This is a genomic window from Collinsella aerofaciens (genome assembly GCF_040926265.1).
Taxonomy (GTDB): domain Bacteria; phylum Actinomycetota; class Coriobacteriia; order Coriobacteriales; family Coriobacteriaceae; genus Collinsella; species Collinsella aerofaciens_BB.
In genome coordinates this window covers 1-24,133 of the sequence record NZ_JBCOIL010000030.1, presented here as the reverse complement: position 1 = coordinate 24,133, position 24,133 = coordinate 1, and the positions used below count along the sequence as shown (strand labels likewise).

At 60.8% G+C, this 24,133-nt stretch carries 19 protein-coding genes and 1 pseudogene (1 of these 20 cut by a window edge); 11 read left to right on the top strand and 9 right to left on the bottom strand.

What is annotated here, in order from left to right; translation table 11 throughout:
* The 3 genes and pseudogenes from AB5767_RS08725 to AB5767_RS08715 form a co-directional block, all read right to left on the bottom strand.
* Positions 1–410 (bottom strand): annotated as a pseudogene (locus AB5767_RS08725) (D-2-hydroxyacid dehydrogenase); it reaches 316 nt to the left of the window's first position.
* 451 nt (positions 411–861) lie between these two features.
* Positions 862–1,749 carry a type I methionyl aminopeptidase gene (gene map, locus AB5767_RS08720; protein WP_055286839.1) on the bottom strand — a complete coding sequence of 296 codons (888 nt, stop codon included), beginning with the start codon at positions 1,747–1,749 and terminating at the stop codon, positions 862–864.
* Between the two features lie 160 nt (positions 1,750–1,909).
* A complete protein-coding gene (locus AB5767_RS08715; protein WP_368132176.1) occupies positions 1,910–2,686 on the bottom strand; it encodes a radical SAM protein in 777 nt (258 codons plus the stop codon).
* 225 nt (positions 2,687–2,911) lie between these two features.
* Here AB5767_RS08715 and AB5767_RS08710 point away from each other — a divergent pair, with 225 nt between their 5' ends.
* From AB5767_RS08710 to AB5767_RS08700, 3 genes are all read left to right on the top strand, one after another.
* Positions 2,912–3,709 (top strand): alpha/beta fold hydrolase, encoded by a 798-nt coding sequence (locus tag AB5767_RS08710; protein WP_368132177.1) that lies wholly within the window; start codon positions 2,912–2,914, stop codon positions 3,707–3,709.
* A 211-nt stretch (positions 3,710–3,920) separates the two neighbouring features.
* Positions 3,921–5,801, top strand: a complete 1,881-nt coding sequence (locus tag AB5767_RS08705) for a diguanylate cyclase (protein ID WP_368132913.1) — start codon at positions 3,921–3,923, stop codon at positions 5,799–5,801.
* Positions 5,802–5,824: 23 nt separating this feature from the next.
* A complete protein-coding gene (locus tag AB5767_RS08700; protein WP_368132180.1) occupies positions 5,825–6,181 on the top strand; it encodes an Hpt domain-containing protein in 357 nt (118 codons plus the stop codon).
* Positions 6,182–6,286: 105 nt separating this feature from the next.
* On the opposite strand, the gene AB5767_RS08695 is transcribed toward AB5767_RS08700, so the two are convergent.
* The 6 genes from AB5767_RS08695 to AB5767_RS08670 all read right to left on the bottom strand — a co-directional run bounded on the left by AB5767_RS08695 (position 6,287) and on the right by AB5767_RS08670 (position 12,810).
* Positions 6,287–7,096, bottom strand: coding sequence for a gamma-glutamyl-gamma-aminobutyrate hydrolase family protein (locus tag AB5767_RS08695; protein WP_368132181.1), 810 nt, complete (start codon positions 7,094–7,096; stop codon positions 6,287–6,289).
* Between the two features lie 51 nt (positions 7,097–7,147).
* On the bottom strand, positions 7,148–7,912 hold the full coding sequence (locus AB5767_RS08690) for an amino acid ABC transporter ATP-binding protein (RefSeq protein WP_368132914.1): 765 nt from the start codon (positions 7,910–7,912) through the stop codon (positions 7,148–7,150).
* Positions 7,913–7,948: 36 nt separating this feature from the next.
* Positions 7,949–8,782, bottom strand: coding sequence for an amino acid ABC transporter permease (locus AB5767_RS08685; RefSeq protein WP_117746440.1), 834 nt, complete (start codon positions 8,780–8,782; stop codon positions 7,949–7,951).
* Positions 8,779–9,438: an amino acid ABC transporter permease gene (locus tag AB5767_RS08680; protein ID WP_022094657.1), complete on the bottom strand. Its 660-nt coding sequence runs from the start codon at positions 9,436–9,438 to the stop codon at positions 8,779–8,781. The genes AB5767_RS08685 and AB5767_RS08680 overlap by 4 nt, the downstream gene beginning before the upstream one ends.
* 138 nt (positions 9,439–9,576) lie before the next feature.
* Positions 9,577–10,572 carry a glutamate ABC transporter substrate-binding protein gene (locus tag AB5767_RS08675; RefSeq protein ID WP_117778609.1) on the bottom strand — a complete coding sequence of 332 codons (996 nt, stop codon included), beginning with the start codon at positions 10,570–10,572 and terminating at the stop codon, positions 9,577–9,579.
* Between the two features lie 456 nt (positions 10,573–11,028).
* A complete protein-coding gene (locus tag AB5767_RS08670) occupies positions 11,029–12,810 on the bottom strand; it encodes a 1-deoxy-D-xylulose-5-phosphate synthase (RefSeq protein WP_368132183.1) in 1,782 nt (593 codons plus the stop codon).
* Between the two features lie 227 nt (positions 12,811–13,037).
* On the opposite strand from AB5767_RS08670, the gene AB5767_RS08665 reads away from it, so the two are divergent.
* From AB5767_RS08665 to AB5767_RS08630, 8 genes are all read left to right on the top strand, one after another.
* The gene (locus tag AB5767_RS08665) at positions 13,038–13,574 is read left to right on the top strand and encodes an HD domain-containing protein (RefSeq protein ID WP_368132184.1); all 537 of its coding nucleotides are present in this window, start codon (positions 13,038–13,040) and stop codon (positions 13,572–13,574) included.
* A gap of 3 nt (positions 13,575–13,577) precedes the next feature.
* Positions 13,578–14,597: a putative ABC transporter permease gene (locus AB5767_RS08660; RefSeq protein ID WP_368132185.1), complete on the top strand. Its 1,020-nt coding sequence runs from the start codon at positions 13,578–13,580 to the stop codon at positions 14,595–14,597.
* Between the two features lie 198 nt (positions 14,598–14,795).
* Positions 14,796–16,073, top strand: coding sequence for an ammonium transporter (locus AB5767_RS08655; RefSeq protein WP_368132186.1), 1,278 nt, complete (start codon positions 14,796–14,798; stop codon positions 16,071–16,073).
* A gap of 146 nt (positions 16,074–16,219) precedes the next feature.
* Positions 16,220–16,558: a P-II family nitrogen regulator gene (locus AB5767_RS08650; protein ID WP_368132187.1), complete on the top strand. Its 339-nt coding sequence runs from the start codon at positions 16,220–16,222 to the stop codon at positions 16,556–16,558.
* 87 nt (positions 16,559–16,645) lie between these two features.
* On the top strand, positions 16,646–17,503 hold the full coding sequence (locus tag AB5767_RS08645) for an HAD-IIB family hydrolase (protein ID WP_270225930.1): 858 nt from the start codon (positions 16,646–16,648) through the stop codon (positions 17,501–17,503).
* 471 nt (positions 17,504–17,974) lie between these two features.
* The gene (locus AB5767_RS08640; protein WP_368132188.1) at positions 17,975–18,100 is read left to right on the top strand and encodes a hypothetical protein; all 126 of its coding nucleotides are present in this window, start codon (positions 17,975–17,977) and stop codon (positions 18,098–18,100) included.
* 275 nt (positions 18,101–18,375) lie between these two features.
* A complete protein-coding gene (locus AB5767_RS08635; RefSeq protein ID WP_225093871.1) occupies positions 18,376–19,086 on the top strand; it encodes a TetR/AcrR family transcriptional regulator in 711 nt (236 codons plus the stop codon).
* Between the two features lie 11 nt (positions 19,087–19,097).
* The gene (locus AB5767_RS08630) at positions 19,098–23,879 is read left to right on the top strand and encodes an acyl-CoA dehydratase activase-related protein (RefSeq protein WP_368132189.1); all 4,782 of its coding nucleotides are present in this window, start codon (positions 19,098–19,100) and stop codon (positions 23,877–23,879) included.
* Positions 23,880–24,133: the final 254 nt, after the last annotated feature.

Below are 24,133 nucleotides of genomic sequence, written 5' to 3'. Positions count from 1 at the left end.
AGATGGCCCGACACCACGGCGGAAACCAAGGCGTGGGCGACCACAAGGGCGCCGCGGCCGCCGTTGGCAAAGAAGGCGCCCGGTTTCATCGCGGCGAAGAACTCGGCGTTCGCCAGGCCGCGGGTCTCGGGTGTGCTCGGCATAAAAGATGCGACGACGTCTGCCTCCGCCAAGCGCTCAGACAGGGCATCCATGCCGTCCATGTCCTCAAACACAATGGGGTAGACGAGCGGATGGCGCTTGATGCCGCGGACGTGCGCACCCATGCCACGGCAGAGCGTGGCAAAGTGGCCGCCGATATCGCCCGCGCCCAGCACCAGCACGTTGGCGTTTTTGAGCGAGGTAACCGGCCCCAAATCCTTCCAGCGATGCTCACGCTGCAGATCGTGATAGCCGGGCAGACGCTTCATCATAGACAGCACCATGGCAAACATGTGCTCGCTCACAGCCTGGCCGTAGGCGCCCACCGAGCAGGAAAGCTTAGCGTCGGCTGGCACGGTGCCGGCGGCAAGGTAGTCGTCATAGCCGGCGGTCTGCAATTGCAACAGCTGGAGATGCTCGCATGCCGTGAGCATGCTAGGGTCGATGTTGCCCAGGATCACGTCGGCATCGGCGACCTGCTCGCGCGTGGCGGCGTCGGGGCTCGTGTAGATAAAGTCCTCGCCCGGAGCGCTCGACTCAAGAATTGCGCGATGGCGGTCGTTGACGGGCAACAAAACCAGGATGTTCACAAGCAGTCCTCTCCGCTCGACCTGCCAAAAAGGGACAGGTTTATTTTGGCAGGTTTTATCAGGCAAAACGTTCAAATAAAAACGCCGGATGCAAGACGAGCGTACCCGTCAGCATCCGGCGCATCCGCAGCTACCAGCTGAGCAGCTCGTAACCGTCCTCGGTCACCACGAGCTGTACCTCGCACTGGGCCGAATCGCTGCCGTCCTTGGTGCGCACGCACCAGCCATCGCCCTTGCTGATCTTGATGTCGGGCGCTCCGGCGTTGACCATGGGCTCGATGGTAAAGACCATACCCGGGGCCATGATGGTGTCCACATCGGGTGCCTCGGTGGTAAAGCCCACAAACGGGTCCTCGTGGAACTCCTTACCGATGCCGTGTCCGCCGTACTCGCGCACCACGCTAAAGCCGGCGTCCTCGACCGTCTTTTGCACGGCCTCGGCCATAACGGACAGCGGCAGCCATGGCTTGACGGCTGCCAAGCCCGCCTCCACGCTGGCGCGGGTGACGTCGACCAGGCGCTGGCGCTCGGCAGAGACCTCGCCGATGCAGAACATGCGGCTCGAATCACTAAAGTAACCGTCCAGGATCGTGGAACAGTCCACGTTGATGATGTCGCCCTCGTGCAGCACGTCCGTATCGCAGGGGATACCGTGGCAGACGACGTCGTTGATCGAGGTGCACACGCTTTTGGGGTAGCCCTCGTAGTTGAGGTCTGCCGGTGTGCCGCCGTGCTCGACGGTGTAGTCATAGATCATCTGGTCGATCTGGTTGGTGGTCATGCCTGCGGCGATATGCTCGCCCACATAATCGAGCACGCCCACGTTGATGGCTGCCGAGCGCTTGATGCCCTCGATATCGGCGGGCGTCTTGTAGAGCGTGCGGGGCAGGACCTCCCAGCCCTCTTCCCACAGGCGCTCAAGGCGCTCATCAAAGGCGCTATGGCATTTCTTATATTTTTTGCCGCTGCCGCACCAGCAGGCGTCGTTGCGGCCAGGCACGGGTCCTTTGTCATACATGGCTAACTTCCTTTCATCCGCAGCCAGTATAGCCCACTCACGCGTCCATAAAAGTTGCGGTGATATAGTTCCGATTTAAGCGGTTTAACAGCATAAATAGGAACTATATCACCGCAACTGATGGAGCGGGATGGCGGGCACTGGCTGCTGCGTGGTTTTGCTAGTAGCTCACCTGGCAGGGAATGCCGAGGGCGCGCACGCGTGCGGCGATCTTGTCGAGCACCTCGGGCGCTGCTTTGGCAAGGCCGGCGACCGGCGTCTCGCGCGCCACCGTGTAGATGGTCGCTTCTTGTGGGCGAATACGCTCAAGCGCCGCGAGCCAGGAGGCAACGTACTCCTCGCCGGTGTTGTCGATGAGCTTGCCCTGATACTCGCCGGTCAAAAAGATCGTCTGGATAATAACGTGACCGTCAAAGCTTGCGAACGTCTCGATCTGGTGCTCGACGTCGTAGGGGCCAACAGGCTGGTCAAGCAGCTGGATAAACGCCGGGTCGACGGTATCGAGCTTAAGAATGTTGTCGTCGACCATCATGAGCGCGTCGTGCACCTCGGGGCGGTCGGCGCGCGTGCCGTTGGAGAGTACGGCGATCTTAGAGTTTGGGGCAAGCTCGTCGCGCAGCGCGACGGCGCCGGCGATGGCCTGCGGAAACTCCGGTGCGGCGGTGGGCTCGCCGTTGCCTGCGAAGGTGATCACATCGGGGAGCTCGCCCTCGGCTGCCATCTCGCACAGCTTTGCCTCGAGCGCGTCGAGTACCACGGCAGCTGTGTTGTGCGGCTCATGGCAGGGGCGCTCGGCGTTGAGGCCGTTTTCGCAGTAAATGCAGTCGAACGTGCAGATTTTGCCGCTGGCCGGCATCATGTTGACGCCGAGCGAGAGACCAAGGCGACGGCTGCGAACGGGCCCAAAGATGGGGCTGGCATTCAAAAACGTAGACATAGGCATATGCTCCTCAAGACAATTGTGCCTAAGCATAGCATCGGCTCCAAAGCAGGGTGCGGGCTCTTGCTTTACAAGTTTCGTTTTTTCACGTCGCTCATTATGCCGTGTCATGAAAAGCCTCGGGTCGGGTAAAGTTAATCTGTTAACAAGGTGTAAGGCAATGCAGGTCCATCCAACCGCACTGACGTGCAACTGGATGAGCATTGATGATGGGGGCACAACATGGATTTTACGGTCGAGAATGCGGGCACCACGATTGCCTGTCGCGAATATGCCGGCCCGGATGTGTCGCCTGATACTCCTGCCTTGGTGTGCGTGCACGGCGCTTGTGTCGACGGCACATTTTTTGACGGTATCGCTTGTGAACTCAGTCGCAACTACCGCGTAATTGCCTACGACCGCCGCGGCTGCGGTGGCAGCAGCGATGCGGCAGACGACAGCTATGATCTTGCCGCTCAGGCCGCCGACCTGCAGGCCGTGATCGAACACGTTGGCGCTCCGACAAATGTGCTTGCGCATAGCGCCGGTACGTTGGTGGCGCTGGAGCTTCTTCGCACCGAACCCCATCTCGTCGCCCGTGCGATTCTGCACGAGCCGGCTGTGTCGGCCGAAGGCGTCGGCATGGGCGCAGCTCCGGTTTTGCTCGATATGATTGCGGCTGGAAAGGTTTCAAGGGCGCTCCGGCTTTTCTTGGGAGCCCTCGGCGACTTGGACCCCGAGGCTCCTGGGACGACCGAAGCGGAAGCCAAACATGCCCTGCGCAATGGTCGTTGCTTCATGGCCAATGAATACGGGATTACTATGACCTGCGTTCCCGATTGGGATAGCGTTCGCGCGTCGAAAACGGTGGCCGCCGTGCTTTTGGGCGAACTCTCGATTGGTACGCCCCGCGAGACGGGCACGAGGGTGGCGGCTGAGTTTTTGGACTGTCCACTCGTAATGATTCCCGGCGCGCACAACGGCCTGCGCGATCGCCCGGCAGCGGCTGCCCCGGCCGTCCGTGGCATCCTTGGGTTCTAACAGCTGCAAAAAACAAAACAGGCTTCACTCGCAAACGTTTCGGCCGTGTTAACAAATGTGCTCAAGACCTCACGTCTGCGGCTTCAATCGCGCCGTCTGCCAACTCATAAAAATGTAACAGCATTCACGTGCTTACCTGCATCGGCAAGGTGTTAACCTTGTAACATTTGGAACCCATCGCTACCATGCGAAACTATCGAAAGGGCCCCATATGCTCAATAATCACGAGGCCAATCTAACCGACGAGGAGGCTGCCGCCGAGGTCGCCCGTGTCGCGAAGACCTACCCCGTGGTACGTTTGCTGTCGGCCGATCAGATTAAGAGCGAGCCTAACTGCCTGCTCGCCGGCGATCGCTGCCCTTGTCTGCGTCAGTCGAGTCTTGAGGCTTTGGCAGATTCGGGTGAGGTGTCGGAGCAACTGCTCAACGATGGTGTTGAGTACCGCGCCCGTCTGCGTCCTCTGAAGGTCGAGGGCGAGCCTCACGTCTTGCTGATGGTGCGTCCGATTGATGAGCAAGAGGCCGCAGAAGAGGACCTTGTCTACACCGACGTGCTGACGAGTGTGCGCAATCGCCGATATTACGAGGAAAAGCTCCGTAGCGCCCGCATGAAGGCTGGCGTTGCGGTGATCGACCTTGATGATTTTAGGGTCTTCAACGATACGTGTGGTCGTCATGCCGGCGACCTTGCGCTCGGTGCTGTGGCGACGGCCATACGCAGCGGAATTCGTTCGACTGACGAGCTCGTACGCTATGGCTGCGACAAGTTTGTGGTCGTCATGCCCAATATTCCCTCCGATGACTTCACCCGTCGCCTGCATCAGGTGTCCGATGCCGTTCATGCCACGATTGTTCCGGGCCATGAGTACGTGAGCTTGACGGCATGTGTTGGTGGCGTTCGCATTCATGGCGAGACGGTCGATGAAGGAGTTGGCCGCGCTGTCCAGTTATTGAGCCGCGCTAAGGCAAAAGCCGGTACGGTCGTGACCGATGCCGATTCCATCGAAGCCTTCCAAAGCGAAAAGCCTTTGGTGCTTATTGTCGATGACTCCGAGATGAACCGAGCCATTCTCAACGAGATGCTCAAGGACGAGTATTGCATCCTCGAGGCCGACAACGGTCGTACGGCGCTCGACATGGTCGACCGCTATGGCGATGAGTTGTCGCTCGTGCTGCTGGATATTGTCATGCCGGGCATAAGCGGCTTTGAGGTGCTGGCCGATCTGTCGCGCCGATCGGGTATCGACAATCTGCCTTTCATCATGATTTCGAGCGAAGATTCCGATGATATGGTTCTGCGCGCGTACGAGCTGGGCGCCTCGGACTATATCAACCGCCCGTTTGACTCCCGTGTCGTGCGCCGGCGTGTAAGCAACACCATCCGCCTATACGCCAAACAGCGCCGCCTGACGAGTTTGCTGTCCCAGCAGTACAACGAGCGCGTCAAGAACAGTCGCATGCTCATCGACATCATGGCCGGCGTTATGGAGCTTCGCAATGGCGAGAGCGGCAGGCACGTTACGAACATCGAGAAGCTGACCGAGCTGCTGCTTGGCTGTCTGGTCCAGCGTAGCGGCACGATCTCCCTCGACAATGAGGAGCGCTCCACGATTGCCCTGGCTTCGGCGCTGCACGATATTGGCAAGATGTCGATTGACGATGCGATCCTCAACAAACCCGGGCGTCTTACGCCCGAGGAGTTCGAGATTATGAAGACGCATACCACGATCGGCGCCGACATGCTGCTCGAGCTGGGCCGCCATCACGTCGGCAATGCGCTTGTGGAATATGCGTACCAGATTGCGCGTTGGCATCACGAGCGCTGGGATGGCAAGGGTTATCCCGATGGCCTTAAGGGCAACCAGATTCCCATCGCCGCACAGGTGGTTTCGGTGGCCGACGTGTACGATGCTCTGACGAGCGTGCGCGTGTACAAGGACGCTATCCCGCACAAGGAGGCTATCCAGATGATCTTGGACGGTAAGTGCGGTGAGTTTAACCCGCTGTTGCTCGACTGCCTGCTCGAGGTGCAAGACCGTATCGCCGAGACGTTGGCGCGCCCCGCCGACGTCGTCGCGTTTCCCACGATTTAGTTTGACCAAAGGAGTTTTAATCCATGATTTCCATGCGTGAGGCGTATGAGAAGATCGGCGCCAATTATGATGACGCATGCGCTCGGCTGATGGGCGAGGAAATGCTTGCCCGCTTTGCCCTCAAGTTTTTGGATGACGAGAGCATGGACAAGCTGGAGGCCGCCATGGCGGCGGGAGACGCCGAAGGTGCGTTTATGGCAGCGTACACGCTCAAGGGCGTGAGCCAGAACCTGGGATTCGATAATCTGTACGAGCCGGCGGTCGTGGTGACCGAGGCGCTGCGCGGCGCCGATACCGTTGACGGCGCTCGCGAGGGAATGCATGCGCTGCAGCAGCAATATGCGGCAACGATGTCAGCCCTGCGCGAGGCGGCCGAATAAGGGCTTGCGAGCCTTGGACTGTGTGCCGGCAGCATATAGGTAATAGGGCGCCCCGCCGGACCATGTGGCCGGCGGGGCGCCTTTATCTGTTGTGCGGTTGGCGAGCTAGCGGGCCTGCTTTACCTTGGCCGCCGCCTCGACAAACGACTTCCACAGGTTAAAGTCGGTCTCGAGCGTCTTCCACGTATACTCAGGGTGCCATTGCACGCCCAGGCAGAACGGCTGGCCTTCGACTTCGATGCACTCGGGAACGCCGTCGGTTGCCTTGGCGACCAAGCGCGTGCTCTTACCCAGACGATCGACGCAGCAGTGATGTGCCGAGTTGGTCTGGATCAGCCTGTGCCCGCCAACCGCGCGCTCCAGCAGCGAGCCCGGCACAACCTCGACGGGGTGCACGGGGTCGTTGAGCACGTGGGTGTGGCGCCACTGCGTGCTACCCTCGCGCGCGCCCAGGCTCGGCACGTCCATGCACAGGGTGCCACCGGTGGCGACATTGAGCAACTGCGTGCCGCGGCAGGTGGTAAAGAGCGGCTTCTTGGCGCGAAGTACCTCGTTAACCAGATTAAACTCAAAACGGTCGCGAATCTCGCAGCACAGCGTGGGGTCGTAAGGACGCTCGTCGCCCCAGCGCTTGGGGTTGACGTCCGGGCCGCCAGGAATGGCGATGCCGTCGGCGATATCGACGTAATGACGGATAACCTCAATGTCCTCGGTGATGGACATCTGCAGCGGCAGACCGCCGGCGGCAAGAATGGCGTCGACAAATACGCTCGCAATCTCCTCGTTGGGGGAGAGCGTCTCGCTCAAATAGGGCTTCGCTTCTTCCCAGCGTGGTGCTACCAGGATAAGCGGGCGGTCAGCGGGGTCGACGTCGACGTGCGGAGTGTAGGACGATGAGGTGTGGGTTCCGATCATAGGTGTAACTTTCGAGTTTGGATGGGCATGGCTGGCGGGTGGGCGGTCTGGTTAGTGGCCCTTAATGGAGTTGAGGAAGTCCTGGGCGCGCTTGGTCTGGGGGTGGTCGAAGAACTCGTCGGGTGTGCCGGTTTCCACAATCTGGCCGTCGGCCATAAACACGACGCGGTCGGCCACGCGGCGGGCGAAGTTCATCTCGTGCGTGATGACGATCATCGTCATGCCCTGCTGGGCCAGACGGACCATGACCTCGAGCACCTCGTTGATCATTTCGGGGTCAAGGGCGCTCGTAGGCTCGTCAAAAAGCATGGCCTTGGGGTGCATGGCAAGCGAGCGTGCGATGGCTACACGCTGTTGCTGTCCGCCCGAGAGCTGTGCGGGCACCTTATCGGCCTGCTCGGCAACGCCCACGCGGCCCAGCAGGTCCATGGCGCGCTCGCGGGCCTCGTCCTTGGAGACGCCCAGCACATCGACCGGTCCCAGCATGACGTTCTGCAGTACGGTCATATGTGCAAACAGGTTGAACTGCTGAAACACCATGCCCAGTTCGGCACGCATACGGGCAAGGTCCTTGCCTTCCTGCGGCAGGGGCTCGCCCTCGATGAGGATCTCGCCCGAGTCGATGGTTTCCAGGCGGTTGATGGTGCGGCACATGGTCGACTTGCCCGAGCCCGAGGGACCGATCACAACGACGACCTCGCCGCGGTTGACCGAGAGATTGATGTCGTTGAGGACGTGCAGATCGCCATAGTGCTTATCGACGTGTCTGAGCTCGATCAGCGGCTGATTGCCGGTGGAAGAGGTGCTCTGTGCCATGGTGCTCGGCTCCTTATGACTCGAAATGGTAAAGCGTTAGCGGATGATGGTCGCGCCGGTCTTGTGCGAAACGTAGACAGCGGCCTTGTTGATCGCGACGTTGATGAGGATGTAGATGACCGCGATAACCAGGTAGACCGACACGAGGGCGTCGTAGTTGGTAATGAGCACGCGGGCATTTTGCATCAGGTCGGGATAGCTCACCACATAGGCGACGGTGGTGTCTTTGACTACGACCACAAGCTGTGAAATCAAGGACGGAATGATAAACCGAATAGCCTGCGGCAACACGATTTTAAAGGTGATTTTGGCCTTGGAGAGACCGAGCGCCTGGGCCGCCTCGACCTGCCCGCGCGGCACGGCGTTGACGCCGGCGCGGAAGATCTCGGCGAGTACGCCGGCTGCAGCGAGTGCGACGGGGAGCGTGAGCATCCAAAACGACGGCAGCGCGATCTTGTACTGGGGCAGCACCAAAAAGAAGAAGTAGATGAACAGCAGGCTCGGCACGCCGCGGAAGAAATCGGTGAGCACACGGCAGACCAGTTGCAGTGGCTTAATGTCGCTGGTGCGGCCGAGCATAAGGGCTAAGCCCAGTACCAGCGCAATGACACCGGCGGTGAGTGCGACTTTAACGGTGCCCTCAAAGCCGGCAAGCAGGAACTTCCAGGTGGTGAGGTGCGTAAAGAAATACCAATAGTGGACCGAAAGCTGGCCGGTCACATAAAAGCGCTGCAGTACCAGGACGACGAGTGTGGCGACGGCAACAAGCGAGATGGCGGTGCCGATGCGAATCTTGGCGCGCATCTTGGGGCCGGGAGCCTCGTAGAGCGCATCGCGCATGGTGAGCGCAGGGGAGGAGTGCTTGCTCATCGGAGGATCCTCACCTTCTTGTCGATGTAGTTGCCAATGTGGCTCACCACAAAGGCCGTGCCCAGGTAGCCGAGCGCCGAGATAAAGAACGCGGCGACGCCGCCGAGCGAGCGGGTATTGATGTAGCTCACCACGCCGGTGAGCTCTTGCGGTTTAAGCGGCACCTGACTGCCGAGCGCGGTGGTGAGCATGACGGCGATAAAGAGGTTCGTCATGGGCAATACGCTTGAGCGCAGCGCCTGCGGAATCACGATCTTGGCGAGGATACGGCTGAAGCTCATGCCGAGCGAGCGGGCGGCTTCGACCTGGCCGACGCCGACGGTGTTGATGCCGCTCATAAAGTTCTCGGAGCCAAAGGCCGAGCCCAAAAGGACCGTAGCGACGATAACGCAGGTGCGATAGGGCAGGACGACCTTGAGCGGCGGCAGCGCGTAGACGACGATGATGAGCAGCGCGATGCCGGGGATGTTACGGAAGACCTGGACATACAGGTCGCCAAAGACGCGCAGCGGCTTGAGCGGCGACACACGCATCACGGTGACGGCGACGGCCAGCACCATGGCGATGGCAAACGACTCAAGCGTCATGCCCCAGGTTGCTAGCAGCGCGTCGATATAGTTCTGGCCATAGAGCGACCAGAGTTCGGAGAGACTCATGCGGACCTCCCGCCGATAAGGAAAGGGGCTCCCGTGTGTACGGAAGCCCCGACAACTCAGATTGGAAACAGTTTATCGCAATAAAGTGCATCGTGCGTTTCCATATGGTTTCGTTGCGGCCGTTACCAGGCTCGCTGCCTAGGCGCCGATCTCGGGCAGCTCGGGAACATTGGTGTCGCCCGTACGGTCGCCGATGCAGATCTGCCACAGCTCGGTCCAGGTGCCGTCGTCCTCGATCTTCTTAAGGAAGTCGTTGACAAAGGCGACGCCGTCGGAATCGAGCGGCAGACCGATGCCATAGGGCTCCTTGCTGCCGAAGGGCTTGCCGGCGATCTTGTACTTACCGGGCTCGCGGACCAGGGCGCTCTGCTGCATGTTGTTATCGATGACGTAGGCGTCAACGCGGCCCTGCTGGAGTGCCTGGCGGGCCTCCTCGTCGGTCTTGAACTCCTGCTGGCTGGCCTTGGGGGCGAACTCCTCCAGGATGGCGGGGCCGTTGGAGCCGGACTGGACGGCGACGTTCTTGTCGGCCAGGTCGTCGACGCTCTTGATGTCGTCGTTATCGGCGAGCACCAGGATGGCCTGCTGCGTGTAGTAATAGGGACCGGCAAAGGAGACAAGCTTCTTGCGCTCGTCAGTGATGGTGTAGGTGGCAAAGACGGCGTCGACCTGGCCGTTCTGCAAGACGGACTCGCGCGTGTCCGAGGTCACCTGGGTGATCTCGACCTTGTTCTCGCCCAGAATGTAGTTGGACAGGAGCTGTGCGATGCCGGCATCGAAGCCGCGGGTCTGACCGTCCTTCTCGTTGAGGAGGGAGAAGAGCGTGGAGGTCTGAACGCCACCGATCTTAAAGACGCCGGCGTCCTTGACGGCCGTCGCCCAGGTGCTGGCGGCGATGGCGTCGTCATCGGCCTTGGGGCCGTTGTCGACGAGCTTGTCGAATGCCTTGGCGTCGAGCGTGGTGGAAGCCTCGGTATCTTCGGAGCTCTTGGAAGAACCGGCGGCGGAACCCTTGTCGGCCTCGGCACTGGTGTCGGAGCAGCCGGCAAGACCAAGGCCGGCGACGGTTGCGAAGGTGGCGGCGACAAAGCCGCGGCGGTCGAGAACGACCTGCTGGGAGAGGTTCTTGCTCATGGGAGAACACCTTTCTCAATAAAATCCCTAGCGGTTGAGTAGAGTTATACCCTATCGCGCTCAAATGGGTCAACACGAAATAACTCAGAAACATACTTACCTTATGGGTAATTCTACCTACCAAAAAGGGACAGGCACCTTTGTGGTGGTTCTTGCAGATGTGACGGCCTGTCTCGCTGCTTTGTCTCAATCTGTAACAGTTAGACGAGGAAATGGGTTCTACCTGTTACAGATCGAGATTTTCACTTCAGGGGAATTCGAATGTCTCGATCTGTAACATCTGGATGGCTAAAAGGTCTCTATCTGTTACAGATTGAGACAAAGGTCAGGGACTAAGACGTCTTGTCTAGATCTGTAACAGTTAGACGGGAATTCGGGTCTTGGATGTTACAGATTGAGATAATCGCGTCGCGAAAACAAAAACCTCCGCAGGGATGCTTTCCTTGCGGAGGTTTTTTACTCGTTGAGTAGCCTTACGGCTTCGGCGGCCATATTCTCGACCGTCATGCCGTTTTGAGCGAGCAGTTCGTTGGGGTCGTAGCGGTCGGGGAAGCCCTTGGCGATGCCGAAGGTGCGCGTGCGCAACGGCGTGCATGCCAGATAACATGCTACGCGCTCGCCCCAGCCGCCGTCCAAGATGCCGTCCTCGAGGGTGACGACAACGCGATGCTCGGCGGCAAGACTGTCGAGGAACTCGCGGTCGAGCTCGGTTGCAAAGCGCGGGTTGACGAGCGTGGCCTCGATGCCGTACTCGGCAGTCAGACGGTTTGCCACGCGCTCGCCCAGCTCAAAGAAATCGCCGAGTGCGAGCACGGCTACGTCGCGACCCTGGCGCACCGCGTTGTAGCGAACGGCGCTGTAGTCGGTGTCTTCGGCGGGCGCAAGGTCGGGACGGCTCACCAGGCCGATGCCCGGTACGCGGATCGCCACGGGATGCTCGCGGTGGTCGAGCGACCAGCTCAGCATGGACAGATATTCCTCCATGCAGGCCGGCGCCAAGTAGTGCATGTTGGGAAGACCGCCCAGCATGGAAATATCAAAGAACGAGAGGTGCGTCTCGGACGTGGTGCCAAAGATTGACGCACCAAACACCAAAATGGTTGCCGGGGCGTCGTTGAGGCACAGGTCGTGCCAGAGTTCGTCGTAGGCGCGCTGCAAAAACGTGCCGTACACACCAAAGACTGGCTTGGCGCCCGAGCGCGCAAGCGCGGTGGCAAAGGTCACGGCGTGCTCCTCGGCAATGCCCACATCGACGAACTGTTTGCCGGCGGCAGCGCGAAGCTCGGGTGTAAAGCCCATGATGTAGGGTGTGGCGGCCGTGATGCCCACGACCTGCGGATCGCGCTCGATGGCGGCGCTGAGCGCCTCGCCCGTAATGTCGGCGTAGGTGCGCGGCGCAGGCTCGCTCGGATGGCCCGGGCAGAGCTTGCGCCCGGTCGCCATGTCAAACGGACCCACGTGGTGCCAGCGCTCGGGGTCGCTCTGGGCCGGCTCAAAGCCCTTGCCCTTGGCGGTGGAGACGTGCAGCACGATGGGATGATCGATATTGCGCAGTTCCTGTAGCGTGTCGACTAGGGACAACACGTCGTTGCCGGCGTCCAAATAACGGTAGTCGAGTCCCATCGCGCGGAAAACGTTGCGCTCACAGGTGCCGTTGCTGGTGCGCAGCTCGGCCAGATTGCGATACAGGCCGCCATGGTTCTCGGCAATGGACTGGTCGTTATCGTTGACGATGATGATCAGGTTGCTATCGAGTTCGGCGGCATTGTTAAAGCCCTCAAACGCCAGGCCGCCCGAAAGCGAGCCGTCGCCAATGATGGTGATGACGTTGTACGCATCGCCCGCCAGGTCGCGAGCGTGCGCTAGGCCGCAGCCCAGGCTCACCGAGGTCGAGGTGTGGCCCATGGCGAACAGGTCGTGCTCGGACTCGTCGGGATTGGCAAAGCCAGAAGCCTCGCCAAAACGTTCCGGATCGATATAGGTATACGCGCGCCCGGTCAGCGCCTTGTGGGCGTAGGTCTGGTGCGAAACGTCAAAGACAATCTTGTCGATAGGGGAGTTAAACACGCGATGAAGCGCAACCGTAAGCTCAACGACGCCCAGGTTGGGGGCAACGTGTCCGCCGACAGCGGCGGAGCTTTCGAGGATGGCGTGGCGAATCTCGCCGCAGAGCAGCGGAAGCTCGGCGCGGTCGAGAGCCTTGACGTCCTCGGGCGTTGTCGTTTGCGTAAGCAGCATCGTTGTGGGTTACTCCATGCGAATCGAGCGCCGGCGCTCCCTCGGCCGACACAATTGCACAAGACAGTCTCGCACATTTTGGCGTTTGATATGTGACGGCGGCGCGGTAATTCGACAACTGGTGGGGCAAAACGTTTTGTCCGATGCCATACTGATAGATTCGATGATGATTTTTTCAATACGTGCAGGCCGTGGCTTGCCGCCGTGAGCCGCTGGAAGGAGGCAGCATGTCCGATGCCGTTTGTGCCGAGAAAATCGCGCACGAGGTCGACGATGCCGCCCGCAAGCTCGCCCAGGCGGGCCGCTTGGACCTGACGCGCGAGTTTATCCAGCATGGCGACGTGACGGTCTATGCACATGTGACCTCGGTGGCACGGGCAAGTCTGTCCTTTGCCGAGCACTTGGGCCGTGCTGGCATTTCGATCGACCGTGCCTCGCTGCTGCGCGGAGCCTTGCTGCACGACTACTTTCTCTATGACTGGCACGATCCCGACCCAAGCCATCGGCTGCATGGCTTTCGCCACCCGTTTTTTGCCCTGGCACGTGCGGAGGAAGATTATGAGCTGACGCCGCGCGAACGGAATATTATCGTGCGGCATATGTTTCCGCTGGTGCCGGTGCCGCCGACGTGTCGTGAGGCATGGATTGTGTGTCTGGCGGATAAATGGTGCGCGCTGCGCGAGACGGTCGCCGGCGTTTTGCCGCGCAAGGACGAGGCGGACGATGGCGTGAGCAGCGAATCGAGTGAAAAGAGGAGAGGGTAGACGGTGGAAACCGCGATCGACATGGCATTTGGCGGCGCGACGCTTGCCGCCTGCCCGCTCTCGGCACTGGTGCTCTCGTTTGCCTTCTACGGTTTTTGCGGCTGGGCGTGGGAGTCGACGGTCTGCGCCATACTCAATCACGGACGATTTGCCAACAGTGGCTTTTTGCTGGGGCCGTGTTGTCCTATCTATGGTGTGGGCGGAATAGCCTGCTGGCTTTTGCTGCGCGGGATTCCGGATGCCTCGAGCCAGTTTGTCGCCGCGGCGCTTGTATGCAGCGCAATCGAGTACAGTGTGGGCCTTCTATTGGAAAAAACAACGGGCGCTCGCTTTTGGGATTACTCGCACCTGCCGTTTAACTTGCACGGACGCATCTGCCTGTACTGGGCCTGCGCGTTTGGCTTGGGTGCGTTGTGTATTTGCCGTTTAGTGGAGCCGGCATTGCTGGGGCTGCTTGGCCATCTGCCGGTGCTGATTGTGCGGCTGTCCGCCTTTATCGTCGCGGTCGCGATGATGGTCGACGCGTTGTGCTCGTTGGCGAGCTGGCGGCGTCTGTCCGATCAGTTGGAGCGTGTGCGCGCCGACCTCGCCGACCGCATCAACGAGTCGCTTGCCGATGCGTCCGACTCTATGCTCGAACGTATTCCCGATTCGGCAATCGACTCAGTGGCACAGACGCATATCCGCAGCCGTGCCGTTAACGCGTGGCTGGCGGAGCTGGGCGACGCGACGCTCGATGCCCTGCGCGAGAAGGCTTCAATGCCGACGTTTATCGCGGATGGTGCTCGCGGCCTGGCACTTGCTGCCCGCCGCGTGGCCGATGCCGCGCCGAGCATGCCGCGTCCGTCGCTCAGCCGTCGCCTTGCCGGTAAGCGCATGAGCCGTCCGGTACCGAGCGTGTCACTCAGTCGTCGTGACCTGCGCTTTTTCAATGCCTTCCCGCGCCTGCGCATCAACCGCTACGAAGGTGTCATCCGAGCTACCGACCTCCGCGACCGAGCCCGCGAGCTGTTCCGCCGCTAGCCGGGACGGGCGCGCTCACGGCTTCCTTGCTCGCGTATTTCCCGTTCGTTTCGCGTCCGTTGCCGCGCCGTTTCCAAGATTGCGGCACCGTTTCCATTCGACAACGCAGCGTTTAACAACGCCGTATCTGGTCTACACCAGTTGCCCCTCGGCCGCATTATGGGCGCCGACAACGTTCATGCGATCAAGGGGGAGCGAATGTACGATACGGGATCGACAACGTTTATGCTCATCTGCACCATGCTCGTGTTTTTAATGACACCGGGTCTGGCGTTTTTCTACGGTGGCCTGTCTAGGCGCAAAAATGTCATCAACACCATGCTCATGTGCTTTGGCGCCATTGGCCTGGTCGGTGTGTTGTGGATTGTTGCCGGCTGGTCGCTGGCCTATGGCGGCGACGGTTCCAGCCCGTTTATTGGAGGCCTTGACCAGCTGCTGTGCCTGCCGGTGCTCGGCCAGGTACTGCAGGCGGCCGAGGGCAATGTCGCGGACGGTACTGTCTACCCTCAGACCATCAACATCGCCTTCCAGATGGCGTTTGCCATGATCACCGCCGCCATCGTCACGGGCAGCCTGGCCGGCCGCGTTAAGTTTGATGCCATGACGGCCTTCCTGGGCATTTGGCTGCTCGTGGTCTATGCGCCGCTCGCCCACATGGTCTGGGGCGGCGATGGCTCCTTTATCGGCGACATCATCGGCGCACTCGACTTTGCCGGCGGCGACGTGGTGCACATTTCGTCCGGTCTCACGGGCCTGATTCTCTGCTCAATGCTCGGCCGTCGTCGCGGCTTTGGCATGGTGAGCTATCGTCCGCATAACGTGCCGTTTGTGGCGCTAGGCGCCGGCCTGCTTTGGTTTGGCTGGTTTGGCTTTAACGGCGGCAGCGAGTTTAAGGCCGACGCCGTGGCGGCACTCGCCATCCTCAACACCGTGACGGCCAGCGCGGCAGGCATGGTCTCGTGGCTTGCCGTCGAACGCGTGCATACCGGCCGCCCCACGCTGGTGGGTGCCAGCACCGGTTTGGTTGCGGGCCTTGTGGTGGTCACGCCGGGTGCGGGCTTTGTCGAGCCGTGGGCGGCACTGGTCATGGGCCTTATCGTGTCGCCCGTCTGCTACCTGGCCATCAGCCATCTTAAGACCAAGTTTGGCTACGACGATGCACTCGATGCGTTTGGTTGCCACGGTATCGGCGGCATCTTGGGCGGCGTGCTCACGGGCCTGTTCTGTGTGCCGGAGCTTTCGTGGACCGGTAAGGGTGGTCTGTTCTACACGGGCGACGTGTCGCTGCTCATCTCGCAGATTTTGGGCATTGTGGTGACGGTCGCTATTGTGCTGGTGCTCGATTTGGTGATCGCCGCGGTGGTCAAGGCGCTGTTCCACGGCAGCCTGCGCGTGGACGAGGCCGACGAGGCACTGGGCTTGGACGCGAGTCAACACGGCGAGAGCGCATATCCCTCCTTCTCGGGACTTGACTAGCGGCTTCCCCAGGCACCGCACCTTGGGTTTCAAACCGTCGCTTGCGTACAAAAGTACGCGGCGCTCCTCTTTCAACCCAATCTGCGGCACCTGGGAAACCCGCGTCTCATGTAAAGGGATACGTTGATTATTGAGAGGAATTCATTATGAAAAAGATCACGGCTATCGTGCGCCAGGAAAAGCTTGAGGTTCTTAAAGATGCGCTGTTTGCTGCCGATGTTCGCGGCATGACTATCAACCAGGTGCAGGGCTGCGGTGCACAGCATGGCTGGAAGGAATACGCGCGCGGCAACGAGTTGCTTGTCAACACGATCCCTAAGGTGCAGTTCATGCTCATTTGCGCCGATGAGCATGTCGACGGAATTGTCGAGATTATCTGCAATGCTGCTCGCACCGGTGCCGTTGGAGACGGCAAGATCTGGGTCGAGCCGGTCGAGGAAGTTATCCGCATCCGCACCGGCGAACACGGCCCCGCCGCGGTGTAGGACAATCTTTCGCCTAGCGGGCGCGTCTCTCTTGGGACGCGCCCGCTCTCGTCTACAATATCGTGCAGACGAAGGAGAGGCATGCCCATGATCAAGATGTTTGCGAGTGACTTAGACGGAACGCTGTTGAATGCCCTGCACGAGGCAGACGGGACCATTCGCCGTGTCATTCGCGAGCTGACCGAGGCTGGCCTGCATGTGGTTCCCGCGACCGGACGCTCGACGCTGCCGATCGGCGAGCATGGCTTTACGGGCCTGGCGCTTGACGCCTGCTGCTCTAACGGCTCCATTGTGCGCGACAGCCATGGCGAGGTGCTCAAGACCTGGACCATCGACCCGCAGATCACCGAGGAGCTGCTCAAGGAGTTTCCGGACATTTGCTTTGATTGCTCCACGCCCGATGGCATGTTTTCGAGCGGATCGTTCGAGATGCACCAGGCGGGCTTTAAAAAGGACAGACCCATCAAGCGTATCGTGATGCGCGGCATGCGCGCGCGTGGCGGCTATCACGAGGAACAGTATTTCGATCAGTCGATCGGCGACATCCTGCGCCACGATGTGTGCAAGATCAACTGCCGCGTGACCTCGCCCGAGCTGGAGCGTGACCTTAAGGCGTATCTGGCCGAGCGCTCGGACCGCGTGGTCAACGCGCCGTTCGATCCGGTGATGTTTGAGATCACGGATGTGGCATGCAACAAGGGCGAGAGCGTGGCCTGGCTGGCGGGCTACTACGGCATTGCCGAGGACGAGGTTGCGGTTTACGGAGACGGCGGCAACGACATTGCCATGCTCAAACGTTTCCGCCACAGCTACGCGACCAAAAACGCAAGCGATGCAGCTAAGACCGCCGCGAGCGCGACCATCGGTAGCTGCATGGTCCACGCCGTCCCCAAACACATGCTCGCCACCATGCGCAAGCAAAACTCCCGCACCGTCATCGAATAATGTGGCAAAGGGATAGTCCCTTTGTCACATGGGAGATGCCGGCTTTTGGCGTATAGGACTGTTACGCTTTCGCCACCAACAAATTTCGAGTTATTCGGCCTGTCGGAGGTCGTTAAATGGCTAAAGATGCCCTCGCAGGAACATTCATACCTCTAACGGTGTTTGATTCGGTGACGTAAGTGCGCAAATGGGCATGTATGCGCTCAAATAAGGACAAAAACTCTCAGATAATCCCGGTGGTGCATTTATGCAGAACCAGCAGCGTGGCCGAATAACTCGAAAAATGTAGGTAGCAGTTCGGCGACAAGCTCGGGTATGGCAAAGGAACTGCTCCTTCGCCATGCCCGAGTTCCGATCTTCTGATATGCGAACAAACATTCGCATATCTAACTGCGCTTTGATAGAATTGATACTGTTGGCGGCAGTTCCATGTGCCGGGCAGCGCCCTCCATCTGATGGGAGGTGATGCCCATGACCGATTTGATTGATTTCGTGAGACTTCTGACCGCTTTGGTCTCGTTCTTCACGGCACTTGTCGGCCTTTCCGAGGCATTCAAGCAGCGTTCGAAGCGCAACAGAAGGGGTCGCCGCCGCTAAGGCGTTGACCCCCTAATGCAAACAACGGCGCTGCCCAGCTTTCCAGAACTTGGGCTGCCGTCGACACTATTCTACCCACGAATGACATTTTGAACAATCGGCAATGCCGCTTCAAAAGCCAGGCACAACTGGCACAACCTAGGCGGTCGCTGAATGTGACAAAGGGACAGCCCCTTTGTCACATCCAAAATATTGCCTTTACGTGTTGATACACACGGTGTGCAATAATACTCGCACTGTGCAATAGCGCGCAGACTGAGTAACAAGGAGGACGCTTGTCCCAGCTCGAGAAATGTGATCGCCGGTCCCTTCGCTCGCAGCGTGCCCTACGCCAAGCACTTGCCAGCGAGCTTGCCGAAAGCGGCGACCTTTCGCACATTAATGTCGCGTCGCTCACCGAGCGCGCTGGCCTTACGCGCCGCACGTTCTATTCGCACTACCGCGATATTCCCGACTTTATCAATCAAATCGAGGACGGCTTGCTGGCCGAGATCCGCGAGCGCATTGAGCTCATCACCGCAGCTCAGTTGCCCGATCTCTATCACAACATCGATGAGCTCGAGCCGGCGCCCGGTTCGGTTGAGTTGCTGCGCTACCTTGCGGCCAACCGCGATTTAATCGGATCGCTGCTGGGCCCGGGCGGCGACCAGGCTTTCATTAAGAAGATTATCGACACCGCGCGTGAGGCCGTGGTGCCTCGTGCACAGACGGGCATTTTGGGCCTGGCGCTGGGCACGTTCTTTGACTACTACGTTACCTACGTCGTGAGCGCCGAGGTCGGCATGATTCAGCGCTGGTTTGAGCACGGCCTCACCGAATCGCCCGAGGCCATGGCACGCATTATGACGGTTATCGCCTTTGTGCGTCCCGGCGACCTATATGGTCAACCCATCGATATCAACGTGCCGGAATACGGCTTGAAGCTATTGAACCTGCAGCTCGAGGATACGGCCGACACCGCCGCAACCGTCGAGTCCAACAACTAAGAGGAGAGATAATGAGCAAACTCGTCGATGGCATCAAGGATCGCATGGTCGCTGCCGCACGCGAGGCCGCGCCCGCCGTGGTGGACGCCGCGCAGAAGGCCGCGACCGCGGCTGCCGAGAAAGTTGCCGAGGCAGTTGCCGATGCCAAGAACGCGGCAGGGGAGACGTCCGTCGCCAGCGAGCCCGCTACCGCTGCCGAGCCCGTAGCCGCCGCCCACGCCCCCGAAGGCGCGATCTTCAACCCCGAGAACGCTCGCGGCAACCTGCACCTGGGCATCGACGTGGGCTCCACCACCGTTAAACTTGCCGTGCTCAACGACGACAACCAGATCGTCTACGCCAAGTACCAGCGCCACCACACCGACGTCCGTGCCTGCGCCCGCGACCTGTTCGAGGGCGCTGCGACCGTGCTGCCGACGGCCCAGATGACCTGCGCCATCACCGGCTCGGGCGGCCTTCTGCTGTCCCAGTGGCTCGACCTGGAGTTTGTCCAGGAGGTCATCGCCAGCAAGCGTGCCGTCGAGACCCTCATCCCGGCTACCGATGTCGCCATCGAGCTGGGCGGCGAGGATGCCAAGATCATCTACTTCGATAACGGCATCGAGCAGCGCATGAACGGCACCTGCGCCGGCGGCACGGGTGCGTTCATCGACCAGATGGCAACCCTGCTCCACACCGACGCCAGCGGCCTCAACGAGCTCGCGGCCAACGCCACCACCATCTATCCCATCGCCAGCCGCTGCGGCGTTTTTGCCAAGACCGACGTGCAGCCGCTGCTCAACGAGGGCGCCCGCCCCGAGGACGTGGCCGCCTCCATCTTCCAGGCTGTCGTGACCCAGACCATCTCGGGTCTGGCGTGCGGCCGTCCCATCCGCGGCAACGTCGCCTTCCTGGGCGGCCCGCTGCAGTATCTCTCCGAGCTGCGCCACCGCTTCTACCTCACGCTCAATCTGGACGAGGAGCACCGTATCGTGCCCCAAAACGCTCACCTGTTTGTGGCGAGCGGCGCCGCCATGGCGCACGAGTCCAACAAGCTCAGCACGTTCCCGCAGCTCATCGGGGCCATCGATGCCCTGGGTGACACGCAGGGTGCCGAGGTCGAGCGTCTGGATCCGCTCTTTGCCACCGACGAGGACTTTGCCGAGTTCAAGACCCGCCACGACACCGAGGTCGTCCCCAAGGGCAAGCTCGAAGGCTACACCGGACGCGTGTTCATCGGCATCGACGCCGGCTCCACCACCATGAAGGCCGCGCTCGTGGGCGAGGACGGTCAGCTGCTGCACACCTGGTACGGCAACAACAACGGCGACATCCTAGGCACGGCCAAGGTCATCATGGCCGATTTCTACAACCACATCCCCGCGGGCTGCACCATCGGCCACGTGACCACCACGGGCTACGGTGAGGCGCTGCTCATCGAGGCCCTCAAGGCCGATTCCGGCGAGATCGAGACCGTCGCGCACCTGCGCGGCGCCAAGGCGTTCCTGCCCGGCGTCGAGTTCATTCTGGACATTGGCGGCCAGGACATGAAGTGCCTGCGCGTCAAGGACGGCGTCATCGAGCACATCATGCTCAACGAGGCCTGCTCGTCGGGTTGCGGTAGCTTTATCGAGAGCTTCGCCGTCTCTATGAACATGGACGTGCGCGCGTTCGCCAACGCCGCCATCCATGCCAAAGCCCCGGTCGACCTGGGAAGTCGCTGCACGGTCTTTATGAACTCGCGCGTCAAGCAGGCGCAAAAGGAAGGCGCCACGGTGGGCGACATCGCCGCCGGCCTGTCCTATTCCGTCATCAAGAATGCCCTGTTCAAGGTCATTAAGCTGCGCGATCCCAAGGAGATCGGCAGCCAGGTAATCGTCCAGGGCGGCACCTTTATGTCCGATGCCACGCTGCGCGCGTTTGAGCAGCTCACCGGCGTGCATGCCGTGCGCCCCGACATCGCCGGCTGCATGGGCGCCTACGGTGCGGCCCTGCTCGCCCGCGATCGCGCCGGTGCCGACGGCACCTCGACCATTCTTTCTGCCGAGGACATCGCGCACCTCACCGTGACGCAAAAGCATGTCCGCTGCGGTCGCTGCTCCAACAACTGCCAGCTTACCGTTAACGACTTTGGCGGCGGCAGGCGCTTCATTACCGGCAACCGCTGCGAGAAGGGCGCCGGCCACAAAAAGCAGAAGACCGAGGCCCCCAACCTCTTCAAAAAGAAAAACGAGCTGCTCTTTAACCGCGAGGTGCTGAGCCCCGACGAGGCCCCGCGCGGCACCGTCGGCATCCCGCGCGCGCTCAACATGTACGAGAACTACCCCTTCTGGCACGCGTTCTTTACGCGCCTGGGCTTTAGCGTGCAGCTGTCCGACCAGTCGAGCAAGAAGACCTACCAGGCGGGCATCGAGTCCATGCCGTCCGAGAGCGTGTGCTACCCGGCAAAGATGAGCCACGGCCATGTGATGAACCTCATCGACCGCGATGTCGACTTCATCTGGATGCCGTGCGTGCGCTGGGAGCGCAAGGAGGATCCGACTGCCGGCAACTGTTACAACTGCCCCATCGTTATGAGCTATCCCACGGCGTTGGCACTCAACATCGACGAGATCCGCGAGCAGAACATCGAGTTCCTGTATCCGTTTGTGCCGTATCACGACAAGACCGAGCTCAAGCGCCGCCTGTACCAGGTGCTCGCCGTCGACCGCGTGGCCGATGCTGAGGCCGGTCGCGGTCGCGTGCGCGGTCCCAAGATCACGCGCTCCGAGGTCGATGCCGCCGTCAACGCTGCTTTTGAGGCCGATGCGCGCTTCCACGAGGACATCCAGACCATGGGCGAGGAGGCCCTTAAGTGGGTCGAGGATCACGGCGGCCACGGTATCGTACTCGCCGGCCGTCCCTACCATAACGACCCCGAGATCAACCACGCCCTGCCCGAGCTTATCTCGAGCTTTGGCTTCGCGGTCTTTACCGAGGATTCGCTTGCGCATCTGGTAAAGCCCGAGCGTCCGATTCGCGTCGTCGACCAGTGGATGTACCACAGCCGCCTGTACGCCGTCGCCCGTTTTGTGACGATGCGCAACGACCTGGACCTGATCCAGCTCAATTCCTTCGGCTGCGGCCTGGACGCTCTGACCACCGATCAGGTGCAGGAGATTCTGGAAGCCAGCGGCAAGATCTACACCGTGCTTAAGATCGACGAGGTGTCTAACCTGGGTGCCGCGCGCATCCGCATCCGCTCGCTCATGGCAGCGCTCAAGGACCAGGAGGCCGAGCGCCTGGCCGAGGCCACGGCCGCGGGCGAGGCCTACGAGCAAGGCGATGCCGCGCCGGTGGCGCCCTCCACGGATGCCCCCGCGTTCGCGAGCCGCAAGTACACGTTTGAGGCGCAGCGTGAGAGTGCTTCGACCGCGTGGCCCAAGGTGCCCTTTACCGAGCAGATGCGCGAGGAGGGCTACACCATCCTGTGCCCGCAGATGGCGCCGATTCACTTTGACCTGGTCAAAGAGGTGTTCCGCGGTGCCGGCTACAACTTGGAGCTGCTGCCCTCGACCGACCACGATGCCGTCGAGGCTGGCCTGCGCTACGTGAACAATGACATTTGCTATCCGTCGATCCTGGTGACGGGCCAGATTATGGAGGCCATCGAGAGCGGTCGGTACGACCTGTCCAAGACGGCCGTGGTTATCAGCCAGACCGGCGGCGGCTGCCGTGCCACCAACTACATCGCACTCATCCGCAAGGCCCTGCGCGAGAGCGGCCACCCCGAGATCCCGGTGATCTCGCTTTCGGCCGTGGCGCTCGGTGAGGACAACCCCGGCTTTAAGATTACGCCGGCACTGCTTAAGCAGGCAGTCTACGCAGTGCTCTTTGGTGACGTCATGATGCAGATGCTCTATCGTTGCCGCCCGTACGAGGCCACGCCCGGTGCCGCCAACGCACTCTACGAGGAGTACATGGCGCGTGCCCGCAAGCTGGCGCCTAAGTTCAACAGGCACAACTACACCAAGTTGTGCCGCGAGGCCATCCGCGCGTTCGACACCATGCCGCTTGTGGGCGAGGGTACCAAGCCGCGCGTGGGCGTGGTTGGCGAGATCCTGGTCAAGTTCCATCCCACGGCCAACAACCACGTAGTCGATGTCATTGAGCGCGAGGGCTGCGAGGCCGTGGTACCGGGCCTGCTCGACTTCTTCCTGTACTCCATGAGCAACGCCGAGCTTCAAAAAGACGAGCTGGGAAGCTCTGCCACGGCGCGCGCTAGCATGCAGGCGCTCATTAAGCTGGTGGACTGGATGCGCACGCCGGTGGAGGAGATGCTCGAAAAGTCCCGCCGCTTCGAGGCGCCCGAGCGCATTGGCACCATGGCGGACAAGGCTCGTACGGTGCTTTCGGTGTGCAACAACATGGGCGAAGGCTGGCTGCTCACGGCCGAGATGCTCGACCTGATCGACCACGGTGCGCCCAACATCATCTGCACGCAGCCCTTCGCGTGCCTGCCCAACCACGTAGTGGGTAAGGCCGTGATCAAGGAGCTGCGCCGCCAGCATCCCGAGAGCAACATCGTCGCGGTGGACTACGACCCCGGCGCGTCCGAGGTCAACCAGCTCAACCGCATTAAGCTCATGATCAGCGTGGCCAAGGAAAACATGCGCGCCGGCAAGGGCTTTAAGCTCGAGAAGGTGGCGCCGCTCGCGATGGACGAGGTCACCGGCCAGATGCGTGCCCACGATGGCTGCGTGAGCTGCGGCTCAGTCGACGAGAGTGCCGTGGCGTTGGTCGCTGAGCGCCTGGGACGCGGCATTAAGAAGTAACTGGCCTGCTTTGGGCTAGATATGAGACAAACGGGTGGTAGCCGTACCGGCTACCACCCGTTTTTGCTGGACATATGTTGCGTAAATCGTTTTGTCGCAGCCTTCTGTGCACTCGAATTTCGGAAGTGCGGGAAAAACGCGAACCTCCTGAGCACACCGCCTTTTTAGACTCTCACGACCTGCACTGATAATTGTTCTCGGGGGAAGCGGGCACTGCGGGGCGCGGCGACAGCGCGCGATTTCCGCGTCGCAGC

What these genes read in the sequence shown, in the direction of transcription:
- map (WP_055286839.1), bottom strand. Translation starts at nt 1,749, where the DNA reads ATGTATGACAAAGGACCCGTGCCTGGCCGCAACGACGCCTGCTGGTGC.
- AB5767_RS08715 (WP_368132176.1), bottom strand. Translation starts at nt 2,686, where the DNA reads ATGTCTACGTTTTTGAATGCCAGCCCCATCTTTGGGCCCGTTCGCAGC.
- AB5767_RS08710 (WP_368132177.1), top strand. Translation starts at nt 2,912, where the DNA reads ATGGATTTTACGGTCGAGAATGCGGGCACCACGATTGCCTGTCGCGAA.
- AB5767_RS08705 (WP_368132913.1), top strand. Translation starts at nt 3,921, where the DNA reads ATGCTCAATAATCACGAGGCCAATCTAACCGACGAGGAGGCTGCCGCC.
- AB5767_RS08700 (WP_368132180.1), top strand. Translation starts at nt 5,825, where the DNA reads ATGATTTCCATGCGTGAGGCGTATGAGAAGATCGGCGCCAATTATGAT.
- AB5767_RS08695 (WP_368132181.1), bottom strand. Translation starts at nt 7,096, where the DNA reads ATGATCGGAACCCACACCTCATCGTCCTACACTCCGCACGTCGACGTC.
- AB5767_RS08690 (WP_368132914.1), bottom strand. Translation starts at nt 7,912, where the DNA reads ATGGCACAGAGCACCTCTTCCACCGGCAATCAGCCGCTGATCGAGCTC.
- AB5767_RS08685 (WP_117746440.1), bottom strand. Translation starts at nt 8,782, where the DNA reads ATGAGCAAGCACTCCTCCCCTGCGCTCACCATGCGCGATGCGCTCTAC.
- AB5767_RS08680 (WP_022094657.1), bottom strand. Translation starts at nt 9,438, where the DNA reads ATGAGTCTCTCCGAACTCTGGTCGCTCTATGGCCAGAACTATATCGAC.
- AB5767_RS08675 (WP_117778609.1), bottom strand. Translation starts at nt 10,572, where the DNA reads ATGAGCAAGAACCTCTCCCAGCAGGTCGTTCTCGACCGCCGCGGCTTT.
- AB5767_RS08670 (WP_368132183.1), bottom strand. Translation starts at nt 12,810, where the DNA reads ATGCTGCTTACGCAAACGACAACGCCCGAGGACGTCAAGGCTCTCGAC.
- AB5767_RS08665 (WP_368132184.1), top strand. Translation starts at nt 13,038, where the DNA reads ATGTCCGATGCCGTTTGTGCCGAGAAAATCGCGCACGAGGTCGACGAT.
- AB5767_RS08655 (WP_368132186.1), top strand. Translation starts at nt 14,796, where the DNA reads ATGTACGATACGGGATCGACAACGTTTATGCTCATCTGCACCATGCTC.
- AB5767_RS08650 (WP_368132187.1), top strand. Translation starts at nt 16,220, where the DNA reads ATGAAAAAGATCACGGCTATCGTGCGCCAGGAAAAGCTTGAGGTTCTT.
- AB5767_RS08645 (WP_270225930.1), top strand. Translation starts at nt 16,646, where the DNA reads ATGATCAAGATGTTTGCGAGTGACTTAGACGGAACGCTGTTGAATGCC.
- AB5767_RS08640 (WP_368132188.1), top strand. Translation starts at nt 17,975, where the DNA reads ATGACCGATTTGATTGATTTCGTGAGACTTCTGACCGCTTTGGTCTCG.
- AB5767_RS08630 (WP_368132189.1), top strand. Translation starts at nt 19,098, where the DNA reads ATGAGCAAACTCGTCGATGGCATCAAGGATCGCATGGTCGCTGCCGCA.